Origin of the sequence: Nonomuraea sp. NPDC048892, assembly GCF_040649735.1 — a bacterium.
Lineage (GTDB): Bacteria > Actinomycetota > Actinomycetes > Streptosporangiales > Streptosporangiaceae > Nonomuraea > Nonomuraea maheshkhaliensis.
Window position 1 is genome coordinate 1 of record NZ_JBEZFZ010000053.1, and the last position, 16,572, is coordinate 16,572.

The following is a 16,572-nucleotide window of genomic DNA, read 5'->3' on the forward strand; positions in this document are numbered from 1 at the left end:
CCACGCCCGTAGTCCGACCGGCGGGTCTCCGACCAGCCGACCTAACCCAACCCCACCGATGAAAGGGACATCAACTCGCAGAACGCACTCTCAGATACGAGAGCGCCCCGAGAACAGGGAGACAAATGGGACAGCGGGTCGTTCATGCTCAGGTGGGATCCTCCAGCGCTCTGAAGTCGGGCGCCGGCAATCGGGATGTCCAGAAGAAGGCCAAGGACCGCTGGACTGACGCAGATGAGAAGAAGCGCCAGCGGCTCATCAGCATTGCTCGGTCATCCAGAGTGTCAGCTGTGGTCCCGGACCCACAAGTGGGGTCGAGCACTAGATCGCCGGGATCGGTCGTCATGAGCATGCAACGCTCGACGACCTTGGAAGAAGTCTGAACTACGTAGATCTTGTCACCTGGCCGCCCGGCAATCACGGTATCTTCCCACATCGAGTTGATGGGGAAGGCAGGAAAGTCGTCGATGTATCGGACATAGCCCAGCGAGTTTTTTCGCGCGACGACCCGATTGGCGAAGATCAGTCGCGACATCCCTTCGCGATTAGTCTTCCAGCCGCCGGTTGCCGGGGTAATTGATTTACCGTCTATCTCTACGGGGAAGACCGTGGTCTGACCGACACGGGTGGTCTGTGAAGTCATGTTGTCCAGACGGAAGAGTCTCCCCGAGCCCGGGTTCAGGAGTTCTTCTGCTGTGGCTTTACGGCGAGAACCATCTGGGAGCTCGATCGAGGTGTACTCATCTCCACCACTCTGGCGGTCTTTGCTCTTGAAGAGCTGGCGATATTTAATCTGCTCTATATTTCTTGCATACCAGACAATATAGCTACTAACTGAAGCTAGCACATTTGTTCCGACGGCAAAGCTGCCTGCGCCCGATGTTGTCTTAAAACTGATTAGCGAGACGAAATTCTCACTACCGAAAACTTCATCGAGGAGCGAGTGAACAAGATGTACATTTTCGTCGCCGATCTGGACAAAAACACTGCCGGACTCGGTAAGTAGATCGTGTGCGACGATCAAACGATCGCGAAGGTATGCGAGGTAGGAGCTGATTCCAAGCTTCCAAGTGTCACGAAACGCCTTGACCTGCTCAACCTCGCGGGTGACGTCTTCGGATTTACCGTCCTTCACTTTGTTGTTCCGAGTAGAGGGTTGGAAGTTGGAGCCGAACTTGATGCCGTACGGCGGGTCGATGTAAATCATCTGGACTTTGCCACGGAGGCTCTCCTTCTCCGCGAGCGAGGCCATAACCTGGAGCGAGTCGCCGAGGATCACCCGGTTGGACCAGTTGGCCTGGTGCTGGTAGTACTCGATGGCCTCGAAGCCATCCAGACCATCGAAGGTGTCGAAAAGGGTGAGCTCAGGCTCGTCCTCTGGCCGCTGTGCCGTACGGCGCAGGTTCTCGATGAGCACGCGCGGGTCGATCTTCTCCTGGATGTAGATCGGCGGCGCGTCCACCACCAGGTCCTCGGAGTCCTGTGTGTCCTTGCCCTTCCAGACCAGCTGTGGGTCCAGTTCGGGGTTGCGGAGGTAGCGCAGCTTGGCAATTCCCGCGGCCTCTTCGCTGAGCAGGTCGTGGGAGTCGGCGGTCGGGAGGTTCGTCCGCTTGTCCTCGTGCGTGAACGACTCTACGGCGGTCGGCCCGGAGGTCTTCTTCGGCGGCATCCTGCTACTTCCCTTCACCGGCGAGGATCATTGTGGACATGGGGTCGAGGTCCCAGGCAGGGCCGACCTGGGCGCTGGTCCCGCGGCCGCCGTATAGTGCCTGAATCGCCTGCTCCAGTCCGGCGCGGAACTTCTCTGGGTCTTTCAGCTCGCAGTAGCTCCACTGGCCGAAGCCGCCGTGGTTGTTGACTGCGGGGACCCAGCGGTCGCGCGCGGTTACCGCCTTCTCGTGGGTGGAGTCGGCGGGCTTGTGGCTGCCGGAGACCTCTACGATCAGCGTGTGGACCAGGTCGTCATCCGGGGTGGGCGGCGCCAGACGTACTAGGAAATCTGGGACGTACTGGCGGGTCTGGCCGCCAATGGCGTAGGGGATGGTGAAGCCCATGTGGTCGTTCTTGACGTAGGCAGCTACCTGGGGTGTGGACTCCAGGATCTGGGCGACCTTTTGCTCCCAGGTGTTGCCGTCCACGCCGTCGAGCACGACGTAGTTGACGTGGCTCTTCTCCTCGGCGGTCGGGAAGACCTGCTTGGTGGTGGAGAAGTTGACCTCAGCGGTGGAACCGACGTGATCGAACGGGCGGAAGATCGGCAGGGCTCGCGGCTGCCGATTTCCCCTGATAGTCAAGATCGAGTCTTTAATCCGGCGTGCGGCCCGGTCGCCGTGCTGAGCGATCAGCAACAGACCAACGAAGGTATGGGCGTCATAGTCGACGCATTCAACCAACCATTGCTTTGTGATCCGCAGAATCTGTGGGAAAAGCCACGGTTTACGGTCGTCGGGGTCGGTGAGGTAAGTCTCCATGACCCGCTTGGCGAGCTGAAAGGCGACCTCCTGCTCGCGAGCATCCTGGAGCCCTTCAAGGATGTCCATCCCGATGTCGCCGACGACGCCGGCGATCGTGGTCTGGGTGGGGATCATGTCAGTGGTGATCCGGAGCCGGCTGTCCTGATCGAAGTCCGGCATCAGATCCTCGTCGGGCAGTTCGATCCGGTAGCCAACTAGCCTCGGGAAGGTGATCTCCGCATGCTCGCGACCGGGGATCGCCCGCACGTGGCGGGTCACTCTCAGTTTCGGGTCGACAACCTTCCCGCTCGTGGGCATGAACTGAAACGGCACGCCGTAGACGTCGGCGTACTCCGGGGTGAAGAAGTCGTTCTCGTCGACTGCGTAGGAGCGGCGGCGCAGCCCGCGGCCGACCACCTGCTCGCACAAGAGCTGGGTACCGAAGGCGCGCACGCCGAGGATATGGGTGACGGTGTTGGCGTCCCAGCCTTCAGTGAGCATGGAAACGCTGACCACGCACCGGACGTGTCCGCCGAGTTTGCCGGCCTTGCCAACGGTGTTCATCACCTCACGCAGGATCTGAACGTCGTCCACCTCGTCTGCGGACCGGCCGGGGAAGCGCTGGGCGTAGTCCTGCTTGAACTCCTCGATCTCGTGTCCAAGTGTCCTGCGGAACTCGGCGGTCAGCTCGCCCTTCTCGAACTGCTCGGAGTCGACCAGAATCGTCGGCGGCCGATGCAGCCACTGGCCGCCCTCATCCACATTGGAGAACAGCGGCAGCCTGCCGCGGACAGCGACAGTGGTCTCCTCGTCGAGGAGCCTGTCCCAGCCGCCGATCCAGTCGAAGACCATCTTGGAGACTGTGGTGTTGTTGCACACCACGATGAAGACCGGCGGCGGGTCGCCCTGCTTGGATGCCACGGAGTCCTGCCAGGCCTCGAAGGACTTCTTGTAGGAGTCGTAGAGGCTGTGCAGGGCGCCTTCGAGAGCGGGTGGCAGGTACTCAGGTGAGACTGACTGGTCCTTGCGGCCCTTCTTGGGCAGCTGATCGCGGATGTTCTGCCACAGCTGCAGGTAGGTGACATCCACAGAGGTGCTGTTGTCGTCGACCGGGACCCGGGGAATCTTAACAATGCCCGACTCGATCGCCTCGACCAGGGAGAAATCGCTGGCCACCCAAGGGAAGAGGGTGCCCTCCTTGTACCCAGAGCCGGCGAGGAAGAACGGCGTGGCCGATAGGTCGTAAACAGACTTGACGCCGAGCTTGGCCTTAATCGCCTGCAGGCCGCGGAACCAGACGCGGGCCTCGTAGTTACGGCCCTCGGCTTCCTTCTTGCCCTCGCCGGTCAGTCCTGCGTCGGCGTCCTCCTCTGGGTCGTCGATCCGGTCCCGATAGCAGTGATGGGCTTCGTCGTTGAGGACGACGATCTCGGACTTGGAGTCGCCCAGCTCCCGGCATACACGGGCTACCATCTGCCCAACGGTCTCCAGGAACGGACTCTGCGCACCGGACTTGCCGGCCAGAAGTTCCTTGGTGGTCTTGGCCACGCCCTGCCCGAGCTTGGTCTCCCGGCGTTGGAACCCGTGGTAGTTCGTGATGACGATTTTCGCTTGGGAGAGCGAGCCGTACAGGTCTACCGGGACCAGGTCGCGCATCCGATAGTAATTACCCTCGTCCGCGGGCAGCAGGACGCGGAGCCGGTCGCGGATGGTCAGGCCTGGTGCAACAACCAGGAAGCGCTTGGCGAAGCGTCTGTCCTGCGGATTTGCGACCTTGTTCAGGGTGTGCCAGGCGATCAGCATCGCCATCACGATCGTCTTGCCTGAACCGGTGGCCATCTTCAGTGCAATCCGGGCGAGCCCGTCGTTGTAGATGGCGTTGATCTCGGTGAGTGCGTTGTGGATAGAGGGGTCGCCCTGCTTGTGCGCGGCCTCGGCCAGGTAGATGGCTGTCTCGGCGGCCTCTCGCTGACAAAACAGGATTCTGTTGTCCCTGGCGGGATCGCTCCAATATTCCAAGAGACGCCGCGAGGTGGCGGTGACATCCGGGTAGCCGCGCAGGCGCCAGCCGTCAACCTTGCGCCGAACTGCGTTGACGAAGTGGTTCTGTTCGATCTGGTCGCCAGACAGCCCCAGCTCGGGAAGATCCAGCTCCACCTGAGCGTTGCCCTTCGTGGCCTTCGGAACCGGGACGAAGAAGGAGCTCGGGCGACGACCTTCCTTGATATCGCCTGGGACTCCGTGGCTGTCGAACTCAAAGTGCCTGCTTGGTGATAGATAGGGCGAGTTGATGATCGGGTTCTCGATGATACGGTCCGTCACTCGCCGCCTCCGAAAGCTGGGTTTCTCGGGCAAAGTTTAGTAAGGGCCTTCGACAACTGCGCGAGGAAGCCCCGAATCGTAATCTCTTGCTGGGCGGCTATGGGGAGACCGCCCTGTTGCTGTTCAGGCCGCACGGCGCGAGAAGCGGAGCAGCGATCACCAGGCCCATTGCCCTTCCGGCATGCAGTCTCGGGGAGCGAGGGAGAGGCAGATCCATCCCGCGCATTCCCGTGACGACGCCAAGCCACCTTTTTCAGTGGGCCGGGGCTGAGGAACGAAGTCCCGGACCTTCGATCGCCCCCAACCCCGTATGACGACCGGCCGCAGCCAGGCGATCGTGAGGGCGGTACTGGATGATAGAGGATTAGGTACCCAAACGCTTGATAAGCTGCCGAATCTTTCGCTCATATACGGCTGAGCAGTGGGGGCGCCGCTGGATCACAGTGGATACCTCTCGCGTTGCACTCGCACTCGCCCGGCAGCGAATCATGAGCGGCTTGCATCCCTTCTATCTACTTGCAGACTCTAAAGAGGGCCAGCTCGAAGAGGCCAAGCTTAACGGTCGCCCTCCAGTCATCAATTCCCTGAACGGAGATATCCGAAAGGGGTTTGTATACAAGCGGATCCCGCACATCGGGCTCAAGGCAATTGCGAATAACTCCGATCTTCAAGAGGGTTTGAGCCGAGAGCGGATTCAGGAGCTGATTGCGCGATACGCGGAGCAAGAACTCCTCTACGACCAGCCATACGAAGACAAGAAGAAGGTCCGCGTCGCGGGCCCCTTCACCGTGGAGTCCCTGGCCCCGCACAAGACGCTCGCGACTACCGTACAAACTCGCACAGAGCAGGCCGCGACCGAAGCCGACGCCTCCAGCTTCGAGCAGTCGATCCTCGACAACCTCGCCAAGGCCGGTGTGCAGAACGGCAGGAAGAACGAGCGTTTGGAGTTCGAGTCGTTGATCCCGTTCGCCGGCGAACTGATCAACGCCGAGGGCATCCAGCAGGCGAGCGAGGGGAGTACCCCGCAGCGGATCGCCGTAAGCATCGGCCCTCAGTACGGGACCGTGGCCCCGGAGTGGATCCGGCGCGCGGCCCGCGAGGCGCTCAAGGGGCTAGGCTTCGACCTGCTCATCGTGTGCGCATTCGCTTTCGATCCGCAGGCGGTGAAGACTACCGAGGAGTTCAAGCCGAACGCTGAGGACTTCGCCTCGGTCCAAGAGGAGCGTAACCTCGGCAAGCTCCCGGTGCTGCTGGTGCGGATGAACTCCGACCTGGTCATGGCGGACGTGCTGAAGAAGACCGACACCGGCAACCTGTTTATGGTCTTCGGCGAGCCGGACATCGCGATCGAGCGCACCAGCGAGGGCGTGGTCGTGGAGGTGCGTGGGATCGACGTGTACGACCCGACCCGAGGTGAGATCCGGTCAAGCGGCACGACCGACATTGCCCTGTGGATGATCGACACCGATTACGACGGTGAGTCGTTCTTCGTTCGGCACTGCTATTTCGCCAGCGGACAGAAGCCGTACGAGCGGTTGAAGAAGGCGCTCAGGTCCGACATCGACGAGGCCGCCTGGGAGCAGCTCTACACGACCCGCTCGCTGCCGTTCCCGATCCCGGACACCGGAAAGATCGCGGTGAAGGTGATCAACCACTACGGCGACGAGGTCCTTCAAATTTACGACGTCTGAGCCCACTCTGCCGCGCGGACTTAAACACTCACTGGCCATCCCGAAAATGTGTGCTAATTCACAAAGAATGTCGGTGCGGATTGGCATCATCTGTGGCATGAAATACACAGACGCTCAGCGGAGCGCAATCGCCATCGTCGACGACCCGCTGCTGATCGTGGCCTGCGCGGGGTCGGGCAAGACGCAGGTCATCTCCCAGCGGATCACCGAGATCCTCCGCCGGCCTGAGGTCCACCCTCGCAACGTGGTGGCTTTCACCTTCACCAACAAGGCTGCGGCCGAGCTCCAGGAGCGGATCGGCTTGCTAGTAAAGAAGGAACTCGGTGAGATGACCGGGCTCGCGGAGATGTTCATCGGAACCATGCACGCCTACGCCCTCGACGCGCTGCAGCAGCACGTGCCCGAGACATTCAAGTTCAGCGTGCTGGACGAGATTCAGACCCGCTTGTTCATCGACCGCAACAGCAGCAAGAGCGGACTGACCAAGACCAAGGCACGCGTCCAGGGGCAGGACAGGTTCCTGAAGCGCTACCGGGACTCACGGCTCTATATGCAGGTCCTCAACATCCTGCGAGAGGACACTGTCGACACTGAGCTCCTGCGAGAAGGGCTCATGGACAACCTGAGCGCCTACCGCGAGCTGCTGTTCAAGCACAACTATTTCGACTTTACCGACCAGTTCAAGACAATCGTCGACCTGTTGGAGTACGACCCGGACGATCAGCTCGCGGGCACACTGGTCCGGCACGTGCGCGACAACATCCGCTACCTGGTGGTGGACGAATACCAGGACACAAATCCAGTTCAGGAGAAGCTGATCCGCGGGCTGACCCGCTGGGGGGCGAACTTGTGCGTGGTCGGCGACGACGACCAGACGATCTACCAGTGGCGCGGCAGCGCCGTCTCAGGGATCCTTAGCTTCGACGACCGGCACGAAGACGTTCAGACCGTCACGTTGGGTGAGAATTTCCGCTCCAGCGTCGGCGTGGTCTCCCTCGGTCAGTCCGTTGCAGAGATGAATGCCGACCAGCGACTGCCGAAGACGATGGTCGCAGCCGGGCATCAGCAGTTCGATCGAGGTGACCTGCTAGCTCTGGCCTTTGACGACGCAGCGGCCGAGGCCCGATGGACCGCCGACCGGATCGAGAAGATGCGCGGCCTGCCGTTCCAAGACACCGACGGTGCCCTGCCCCGCGGCCTGTCCTGGTCGGACTTCGCCGTATTGTTCCGCAGCGTCAGCAAGGACGCCGGGCCGTTGGTGGAGGAGCTCAAGCAACGCGGCGTGCCATATGTCATCAAGGGCTTGACTCGGCTGTTCGAGGCGCCCGAGGTGCAGGCGTGCGTCAAGCTGTTCGAGTTCCTCATCGGGCAGAGCGGCGGGCAGAATCCCGTGCCTGTGACTGAGCACGATGTGCGGGACGCCTGGCACGCGGCCGGCCTTGGGCTGGATGACGCCGACCTGGACGAAGGGCTCGCGATCCTTTACCGAGCTCAGACGCTCGATCTCAAGCGGCACCGACGTATCACCTTCACTCTGCAGCAGGTCTACGCCGACTTCCTGACAGCCGTCCGAGTCCGAGAGGAACGGGTGCCGGGTGATCGGACTGTCGGCGAGTTGGCCTTCTACAACCTCGGGAAGTTCAGCAAGGTCATCACCGCGTTCGAGCAGATCAACTACAAGAGCTCGTTGTCGGACCTGTACGACCGGTTCGTGCAGTTTCTGACCTACCAGGCTCCCGATTACTACGCCGAAAGCGACGCCGACGTCGGTTACGCAACCCCGGACGCGGTGGTCATCTCGACCGTCCACCAGGCCAAGGGCATGCAGTGGCCGGCAGTCTTTGTCCCTGCTATGCGCAGGAACCGCTTTCCGGGCAAGCGACATGGCGGGCTCAGCGCCTTCCACATCATCCCGCCCGAGGCTGTCGACGACGCCGACCGGTACAAGGGCACCGAGGCCGACGAGGTCCGGCTGTTCTACGTTGCGATCACCCGGGCGCAGAAGTACCTGGCCGTCACCTACTCGCCGGGCGAGTCCCAGTTGTATCTCAAGCAGTCGGACTTTTTCACTTTCACCACACGCAACCCATACATGCTCACCGCCGAGGCGCCGCTACCGGCCGATCGACTGGAGCCGCGAGCCCGACACGAGACACCCGAGGTGACCCTGAGCTTCAGCGAACTGAAATACCTGTTTGAGTGCCCTTACCAGTTCAAGCTGCGTTTCATGTATGGCTTCGATCAGCCGATCGCCGAAGAGCTCGGTTACGGCAAGTCTCTGCACGATGTGCTGGCCGAGATCCATAAGCGGGCCATCGACGGCGACATCATCGACTCCTCCGAGATTGACGAACTGGTCGATCGGCACCTTAACGCGCCCTTCGCCGGCACGGAACTCACCAAACAGCTGCGCACCGCCGCGCTTGGCGCGATTCGCCGCTACCTGCGGGAGAACGGCGAGCGGCTGCACAACACGCTTCACTCCGAGCAGCCGATCCGCGTGCATGTCGCCCCTGGCGTGACCGTGGATGGTCGGATCGACATGATCCGCCGCCTGGACACGAACGAGACCTCGATCGTGGACTTCAAGTCCACCCAGCGCGCTCAGACCGACGACATCTCCCGCGACCAGCTACACGTATACGCAGCTGGCTACAAGGAGCTCAGCGGCAAAAACGCCGACCTGGTCGAGGTGCTCAACCTGGACGACAGCACCTCCAGCTCACGCGAAGTCATCAATGAGGAGCTCCTGCTGGGTATCCACGGGAAGATCCGGGACGCCGGTGACGCATTGAGGGACAACCAACTGCCACGCAAGTCTTCCTGGTGCGACACCTGTGCCCGCTGCGATCTCGCCGGACTGTGCAGGGACTCGACGTGATGAACAACCTGTGACACGGCTGCACGCTCTGGTGCGCTGACATCACCCCAGAGCCATCCTCTACGTCTCAATTTGAACGGGTATCTGAATCTTGTTCGCGATTGGCGTGTAGATATCTGCAGCAACGTCGGCGAATAGGGACACCAACAAGGTGTATCGGACGGGAACATCGACTCGATCTCGACGGTTGTTCTGCTTCCACCATCCTCCGACGGGGTAGACAGCGATCACTCCGCAACGAGCGAGATCAATCGCGTGGCCGTTCCAAAGATCGGCGTGGAGAGATCCAGAATTTCGCGCCTGTCCGAGGAACCACCGATCATCTGTAGACGATGTGGCCCGCACCCCACGCTCCTCGTCCTCTGCCTCATTGCCAAGCCGCTTCTGGAACCCGGCCAGGTTCTCCGTTGGTCGGATGACATCGAAGCGAAGACCGTGCGAGGCATAGGCGTACTTACCCTGCCATCCCCGGTTCGACGGATTCGGCTCGATGAAGTATGACAACGTCACCCGCATCCTGACCGAGGCGTTTCCGAGCTCCTGAAGCAGGTCCGCCGGCCATGGGAGGTTATGGAGACGCATGGCCCGCATGGAAAGGGTTCCCGATGATCGCCCGAACGGCTTGAATTCGTCCTCAACGATCATGGTCACATCGTCTGCAGCGCTCGCCAACACCCGCTGCTCAGTCGGAACCCCCCACCCATAGCGCCTTAACAAGGCATGCCGCTTGGTCTTCGGTGAACTAGCCTTAGGTGCCGGGAAGTGCGCAGCCATCGCCGGCGTCCATTCCGCAGCATGTACGAGAAGGCCACGGATCGCCTGTGGGGTGAGGCTTGGATACCTGCTGAGCGCCAATGCACCCAGTCGTGCCGCCTGCGACGTTGCCGCACTTGTCGCATTTGCGGTGGCGAGAGGGCTGTACGGCCTTCCGCTGGTCGTAAGGACCTCAACAACTTCATGGTGATCGAAGTCGCCAGAAGGCGCTATGAGAAGGTTCCCACCCTCCATTACGATGTCCGGCTTGATCGGGCGCCCCTTCCCCCACAGTACGGAGGTACGACTGAAGGGTGACAGCTCGCCGGAAGGTGCGATTGCTCGATACCCAGCGTAGGCGGCATCCGTAGGGGGATCCACGCGCTCGGTGTAAGCGCCTACAGTCAGAACGTTCCATGCCTGGGCGGGGTCATTAATCTGGCGGGTGTCGCTGACAGCGAGATGATCAAGGTCCCAGTCATCGCCTGTGACGTTACCTGCGCTGATGAAAAACAGCCGGGAAGCCTCATGATCTGGCTGGCCCAGCAGTCCGAGTCCCTTTGTATTGGGTAAAACATCAGTACCGATCGCGAGTGCGTCAATCGCGGCCGACCACGATGTCGGTCGTCCATCGACCCCCCTGAGGTCCCCAGAGGTCACAGCCATTGAGTAAACCCGGGCACGATCCTGTCCGATTTCCACTCGTGATGCCGCGTCGACCATCAGCTTGCCATAGAGATCTGGCTGGGTCTCAGTATCGTGATGTCCCCGAAGGATCTTCACAGATTCGAGCCGGTGTCCAAGCTTAATTGGACTAGACCCATTGAGAAATGGCTCAAGATCACCGTAAAGAGCCAGCCCAGCCATTTCCGTGCCATGTGTGGCAGTGGGTGCGGGCGCGGATGTGGTCCCTGCGATGGCTGTGTAACCGTTGTCAAATGATGCTTTTAGCAGCGGATGCTCCGCCTGGACGCCACAGTCCAGGACACAAACCGCGGGAGCTTCGGGCTCGGCTGCAGTTGTACGGCTCACTAGATCGTTGATTATGTCCGCCTGAAACGTGCGCTCTAGTCCGAAAAGCTCCTCGGTGAACCCCGGCTTGCGCAGCTCACCGGGAATGGCGTTAGTAGTGAGTAGCGTTCCGAGCTCCTGGGCGCTTGCACGAACCAGCGTAACGACACGATACGGAAACGCCAGAGCTGCCTCGGATGCCTGCCAGCGCAGCTGCTCGACCACACGGTGGAACTCCCGAATGGGATCATGCTTCTTCGTGAGCTGGACGAGCCAGATCTCCCACCACCGAGGTTCCTCAGGGTCAGGGAAGGAGTCGCTCTCCTGCCACAACTCATGGAGCACCGACAACCGCAGTTCGTCGATGTTGGCTACGAGCGCTGCGTTCTTCGGCTTACCTACCGAAGTTAGCTCGGTGGCGAACTTCTCGAATAGATCTACGAATTTCGGTACAGCCGTGAACGGCAGCCAGACTAGCGCTCGCTCGGGAAGTTCCTCACTCTTGGGCAGAACTGAGAGCAGCTTGGCGCCATGAGCGTCGAGCGACTTCAGTGCAAGGTGATGGTCAGCGGACCAACAAGCAACAGTTAGCACGAAGCCGTCACCCCGCACGGTCTGCGGCACCAAGGCCCGAGCCCTGCGCGCTGCCGATTCCGCCAGGTTTAGCTCTGACTTCAGCCTGGAGGCGTGCGTTCTCGGATTGCTGATCTCCCGAACGCCCCCGCCCATTGGTGCGGGACGCCCCCTGTACCCGACGTCAGAGCCGCCACCCGGAACGAGCAAATGTGGAAGGTGACGGGACGCGGGAGGGATGGCCTCACCCATTCCGGGTAGCACGGCGTGCGCCAAGGGCTGCCATCAGGACTGAACCGGAGAGCTGATCATGCCCGGTTAGAATCGCGTCTTTCGCGGCTGCTTCCGCAGCGCGCACGAGCTCAGCATGACTGAGCCCACCAACGTGGTCCGCAAGACGACTCCAGTCCACCCTCTTGGTATTCATCGACGCGAGCCTCCGGCGCAGTACCTCGATCGCTTGCTCCGCACTCGGAACATCATAGGTAATGACAGCATCAAATCTACGGAATAGCGCGTTGTCCAAGATTCCAGCGTGGTTCGTGGCCGCTACCACCAGGCTCTCTGGCCTTGCCTCATCCAAGAAGAGTAGGAAGCTGTTGAGGATACGTCGCGCTTCACCGACGTCTCCCTCGATGCGGCGTTCGGCCCCGATCGCGTCGAATTCGTCGAAAAGATAGACGGCTCGACTCTTGGCTGCGGTGTCGAAAACTAGGCGTAGTTTGGACGCGGTCTGCCCCATGAACCGGCTGATCAGGCCGTCCAAGCGAACTGTGAACAGAGGGAGGCTCAGCTCTCGGGCCAGCACCGCGGCACTCATGCTCTTGCCAGTGCCAGGTGGTCCGACAAGCAGCAGTCTGTAGATGGGGGCGAATCCGTGGTTCTCAAGACGCTCGCGCTGGCGCTGCTCATGCAACACGCGCTGCAGCTGCTCTTGCACAGCTTCCGCGAGGGTCATATCAGCGAGATGAATGTCTGGATAGCTCGCAGATACAAGCTCGGCCAGCTCTCCGCGAGGTTGGACGACTAGGGTTGGCTCTTGCCGGCGAATCGGCTGCTCACGAGCTTCGTCCACAAGGTCGCGCAGCTCGGCCGCTAGCAAGTTGTGCCCTTGACGGGCAGACTTGGCAGCCAGTTGCAGCGCAACGCTGTAGAAGGCCTCTTCGTCGCCCTCGACGTGGGCTCGAACGAGAGCCTTGACGTGGTCCGCCGACGCAGCCATGACCTTCCTTCGCGAGGCTCCAGTATCGGACTGCACTCTCGTGATCCACGAGCACGGATTTGCACCCTATCCATGCCCATCGAGTCGCGTCATGATACTTGCTAGGTCAGGAGCGGTTCGTACGGATCCTCTAGGACCGAGAGATCCGACAACTTGATCAACCTTCTCACTTCATATTCAATCACATCTAAGCACTCAAGCGAAGATCACAAGCGGCCTCCTACCTGCGGTTCCCGCCATCAGCGGTGGCGGGCTTGTCTGTTACAGAAGCCCGAACGGGGCAACCAACGCGACTGGTCGTGTCTCCAAGAAGACGATCATCACGGCAGGATTTTGGCGGTTCGGATTGTTTGGCGCCTGCATGGCCTACTACGACCTCGCCACGTACGGGACATGTGGGGGATGATCAAGCAGCGCAGCCATCATGAACCGCGTTCTTGCAGGTCAAGCGGTTGAGAATACCACCCAGCCCTCGCTCTCCTACAGCGGATGCCTGCTAAGGATCGGCAGGCATGCCATGAGGCTGCCGATCGCCCAATGCCCGACCGGGAATATCGACGTTCTCTCTTGACGATGCGGCGCACACCACTGGCACGCCGGCGGTCCCTGTACTCCGCATTCTGGACGGGGCTGGTGCCGCGGAGCCTGTCGGTGCACCGGACCAGTCTGAGCCATGCTGATGATCTCTGCGAACAATCAATTGGACCTCCGCTCAACGGCTCTGCTCGTTGCGGAGGAACTGGATGGCTCTGTGTCGGCCGATTTCGACGCGCGTGCACACCATGCCTGCTGCGCTGACGCTCACGTAGGCGGGATCAAGTGGAAGAAGGGCACGGAGGGAGGAGGAGTCCGCGGCATGTTCACCGCAGATGCCCCAGGGAACTCCAGGGGTGAGGTCGGTCATGAGGCGTAGCAAGCCGATGGCGCTGGCGGATCGGTCCAGATGGGTGACAGGGTCGTCATCTACTAACTTCTCGGCGATGTAGGTGGGAATCAGGGCGCTCGCGACATCGTCGCGGCTCATCGCAAGGCAGAACTGGAGGAGGTCGTTTGTGCCGACGCTGAGGAAGTCGACCTCGTTGGCAATCTCCGGGGAACGGAAGACAGCCTCGGGGGTCTCGATCATTGCACCTAGCATGATGCCACTGTCCGAGGGGACATCGAGGATCTCGCGTAACGCGCTGACCTCGGCACCGAAGGTGACGAATGGCAGGAGAACGGCCAGATAACTGCGGCGGTCGGGGGGCAGGTTGAGGTGGGCCTGGATGATCGCCTGGGCCTGGGTGCGGTAGATGTCGGAGTGCAGGATGCCAAGGCGGGCGCCGCGGACACCCATCATTGGATTCTCCTCGCGGACGAGCAGCAGAGTTTCGGGGTCGGCGAACTCGTGAGCGGGAGGGTCAAGAAGCCGGATCGCGAGGCGGCGACCGGCACAGGCTCTCATGAGGCTGAGGCATTTAGCGGCAAGCAGGTCATGAAGCGATGCCAGTGCCTCTACATGATCGACCGAATCCTTGGGCCATAGGGCCCTGCGGAGCAGGGGTAGTTCGGTATCGCCGAAGAACATGTGCTCGGTGCGGGCGACGCCCACGCCCTCTGCTCCGAGTGCGATGCAGCGAACAACTTCCTCGTCGGTCTCGGCGTTTGCGTATACAACTGGTCCGGGCAGCTCATGAAGCTCATCCGCCGCATCGATCAGGGCCTGCAGAACGCCGGATGCGTGCGGATCCCGGTACCGTTTCAGCTCACCGCGCCAGACAGATCCGGTAGTCGCGCAGACCGTGACCCACTCACCGGACCGCAGGACGCTTCCATTTTGCAGGGTCAACGTTCCTTCCCGAAGCGAAAAGCCCGCGCCGACCACACACGGTTTCTGCCAGGAGCGCGCCAGCACAGCGGCGTGGCTGGTGGTGCCACCGGTTGCGGTGAAGAGAGCCATTGATTCTCGGACGGCCCTCATATCGGCCGCACCAGTGGCCGGTCGGGCGTACACATAGGGGGTGCAGGCGAGCTCAGCGGTAGCGCACTCCTCGATGGTTGTGCAGAGTACGCCGCTCGCACAGTCCGCAGTAACACCCATGCCGGTGCAGGCTGCGGCCACACCCTCCGGGACCATCGCCCGGTATGCGGCTGCACGGATCGCTTCGATTGGGTCGTTCTGCGCGAGCATGTGGGCAGCCTTAAGCATCTTGGCGCTGCTCATTCAGGTGTCCCCTCTCCGGCGCAAACCTCCAGGACGACAGTAACTTGGGCCAGAGTAGGGTTCGCCAGATGCGCCCCAGTCTGATATATCTACACCTCCTCGTCGGTACAGAGGAGGACGTCGCTGACCGGGTCCACGGGTGTGGCAGCCGTTGGGGCGGTGTGGACGGTCCACCGGAAGACGCCGGGCCCAGCGATCGGGATCCGCGCCGAGTACCGGCTGTCCCCCTCGGGGCGCAGCGACCGTGATACGCCCACTCGGCCGTCATCCGGGTCGGTGACGGTCACGAAGAGTACAAGGCGATCCGACCCTTCGATGGACTCTGCCCGGACCTCCCATGCACCGCCGGGTTCGATGTGCAGATCGGCATCGACCGCTATCTCGTCCATCGCGGCCATCGGACGCCGCCGCGTCGTCACGATGCCCTCCGCTTGGATGATGACCGAGTTCTGCTGCTGAAGCGCGGCGTGCCTGCCTGCGACGAACAGTGCGTTGGAGTCGTCCGCCCACTCGGGCGGCGTGGCCGAGCAGCGGGGAACCGTTCCGTCGCCGCGCTCTTCGAAGTTACTCGGCGCGTGAAGGATCGTGCTGCCGTCGTCGGTGATGGATGCCCATGTCTCGGTGGTTTGCCGGTGGCTGAGGATCGCGTGGTATGAAGGCCGTGCGTTGCCATTGGCCGCGATCGCCTCCTCGATCCGCCGGTGGAACCGGAGTCCGCGCTCCAGACAGATGTCGGGCAGCCCTGGCACGGGCTCGGACACCAGCGGCGCGAGCGCGTGCACCGACGGCCCGACACAGGCGTACATAGGCAAAAGTTCCGCCACCGAAGGCAGCGACCGAGCCAGTTCTCCTAGGCGGATACGCCACGAACCGAGCGGCGCATACCCGTTGGCGAGAACGCCTAATGCCTTAGCCGCACCCGAGTACGGGGTACCAATGGTGATTATGCGGCGGGTGAGTTTCCGGGTGTCCAAGCATTCGGCATAGAAGCGGGCGACGAGACCTCCCATCGAATGGCAGAAGAAGACGATCCCTGCATCGGGATGGATCTGACGCCGACGTTCCAGGATGGGCTCAACCACCGTCTGTAATCGTCTTGCGGTGTACTCGTTCGACTGACGCCAGTCGTAGGGAAACTCGATGATGGTGTGGTGGTCGTCCCGGAACCGCGCCCGCAGCCGCCGGAGCAGCTTGTCGTACCCATCGATAGTGAGAAAACCCGGGACGATGCCAAGCGTCTTCAGTACGCCCCGGACCTGGGTACCGTCATCACATCCCAACGCTGGATCGGCGAATGCCTCGGGCGGTAACGACAGATCCTCGGTGAGCCGGGCGGTGAGTCGATACAGGTTCCAGCTGATGTTCCGGTAGCCCCACGTCTGGCGTCCGTCCCGATACAACGTGCTCCCCAGGATGCCGGGAACGACGACAATGAGATCGCCATTGCCGATGCGTGCCAAGGC

8 protein-coding genes are annotated in these 16,572 nt (G+C 61.5%); 2 read left to right on the forward strand and 6 right to left on the reverse strand.

Annotation, left to right across the window (positions count from 1 at the left end; translation table 11 throughout):
* Positions 1-148: 148 nt before the first annotated feature.
* Both AB0C28_RS55110 and AB0C28_RS55115 read right to left on the reverse strand, forming a co-directional pair.
* A complete protein-coding gene (locus tag AB0C28_RS55110; protein ID WP_358085348.1) occupies positions 149-1,669 on the reverse strand; it encodes a site-specific DNA-methyltransferase in 1,521 nt (506 codons plus the stop codon).
* A 4-nt stretch (positions 1,670-1,673) separates the two neighbouring features.
* Positions 1,674-4,775, reverse strand: a complete 3,102-nt coding sequence (locus tag AB0C28_RS55115; RefSeq protein ID WP_358085351.1) for a BPTD_3080 family restriction endonuclease — start codon at positions 4,773-4,775, stop codon at positions 1,674-1,676.
* 488 nt (positions 4,776-5,263) lie between these two features.
* Here AB0C28_RS55115 and AB0C28_RS55120 point away from each other — a divergent pair, with 488 nt between their 5' ends.
* Both AB0C28_RS55120 and AB0C28_RS55125 read left to right on the forward strand, forming a co-directional pair.
* Entirely contained in the window at positions 5,264-6,466 is a 1,203-nt protein-coding gene (locus AB0C28_RS55120; RefSeq protein ID WP_358085353.1) for a hypothetical protein, read from the forward strand.
* Between the two features lie 97 nt (positions 6,467-6,563).
* On the forward strand, positions 6,564-9,347 hold the full coding sequence (locus tag AB0C28_RS55125) for an ATP-dependent DNA helicase (protein ID WP_358085356.1): 2,784 nt from the start codon (positions 6,564-6,566) through the stop codon (positions 9,345-9,347).
* A gap of 60 nt (positions 9,348-9,407) precedes the next feature.
* Here AB0C28_RS55125 and AB0C28_RS55130 read toward each other — a convergent pair whose 3' ends face one another.
* The 4 genes from AB0C28_RS55130 to AB0C28_RS55145 form a co-directional block, all read right to left on the reverse strand.
* Entirely contained in the window at positions 9,408-11,735 is a 2,328-nt protein-coding gene (locus tag AB0C28_RS55130) for a S8 family peptidase (protein WP_358085359.1), read from the reverse strand.
* 193 nt (positions 11,736-11,928) lie between these two features.
* Positions 11,929-12,906, reverse strand: coding sequence for an ATP-binding protein (locus AB0C28_RS55135; protein WP_358085362.1), 978 nt, complete (start codon positions 12,904-12,906; stop codon positions 11,929-11,931).
* A gap of 712 nt (positions 12,907-13,618) precedes the next feature.
* Complete coding sequence (locus AB0C28_RS55140; protein WP_358085364.1) at positions 13,619-15,109, reverse strand: putative PEP-binding protein; 1,491 nt, start codon at positions 15,107-15,109, stop codon at positions 13,619-13,621.
* 89 nt (positions 15,110-15,198) lie between these two features.
* Positions 15,199-16,569 carry a thioesterase domain-containing protein gene (locus AB0C28_RS55145; RefSeq protein WP_358085367.1) on the reverse strand — a complete coding sequence of 457 codons (1,371 nt, stop codon included), beginning with the start codon at positions 16,567-16,569 and terminating at the stop codon, positions 15,199-15,201.
* Positions 16,570-16,572: the final 3 nt, after the last annotated feature.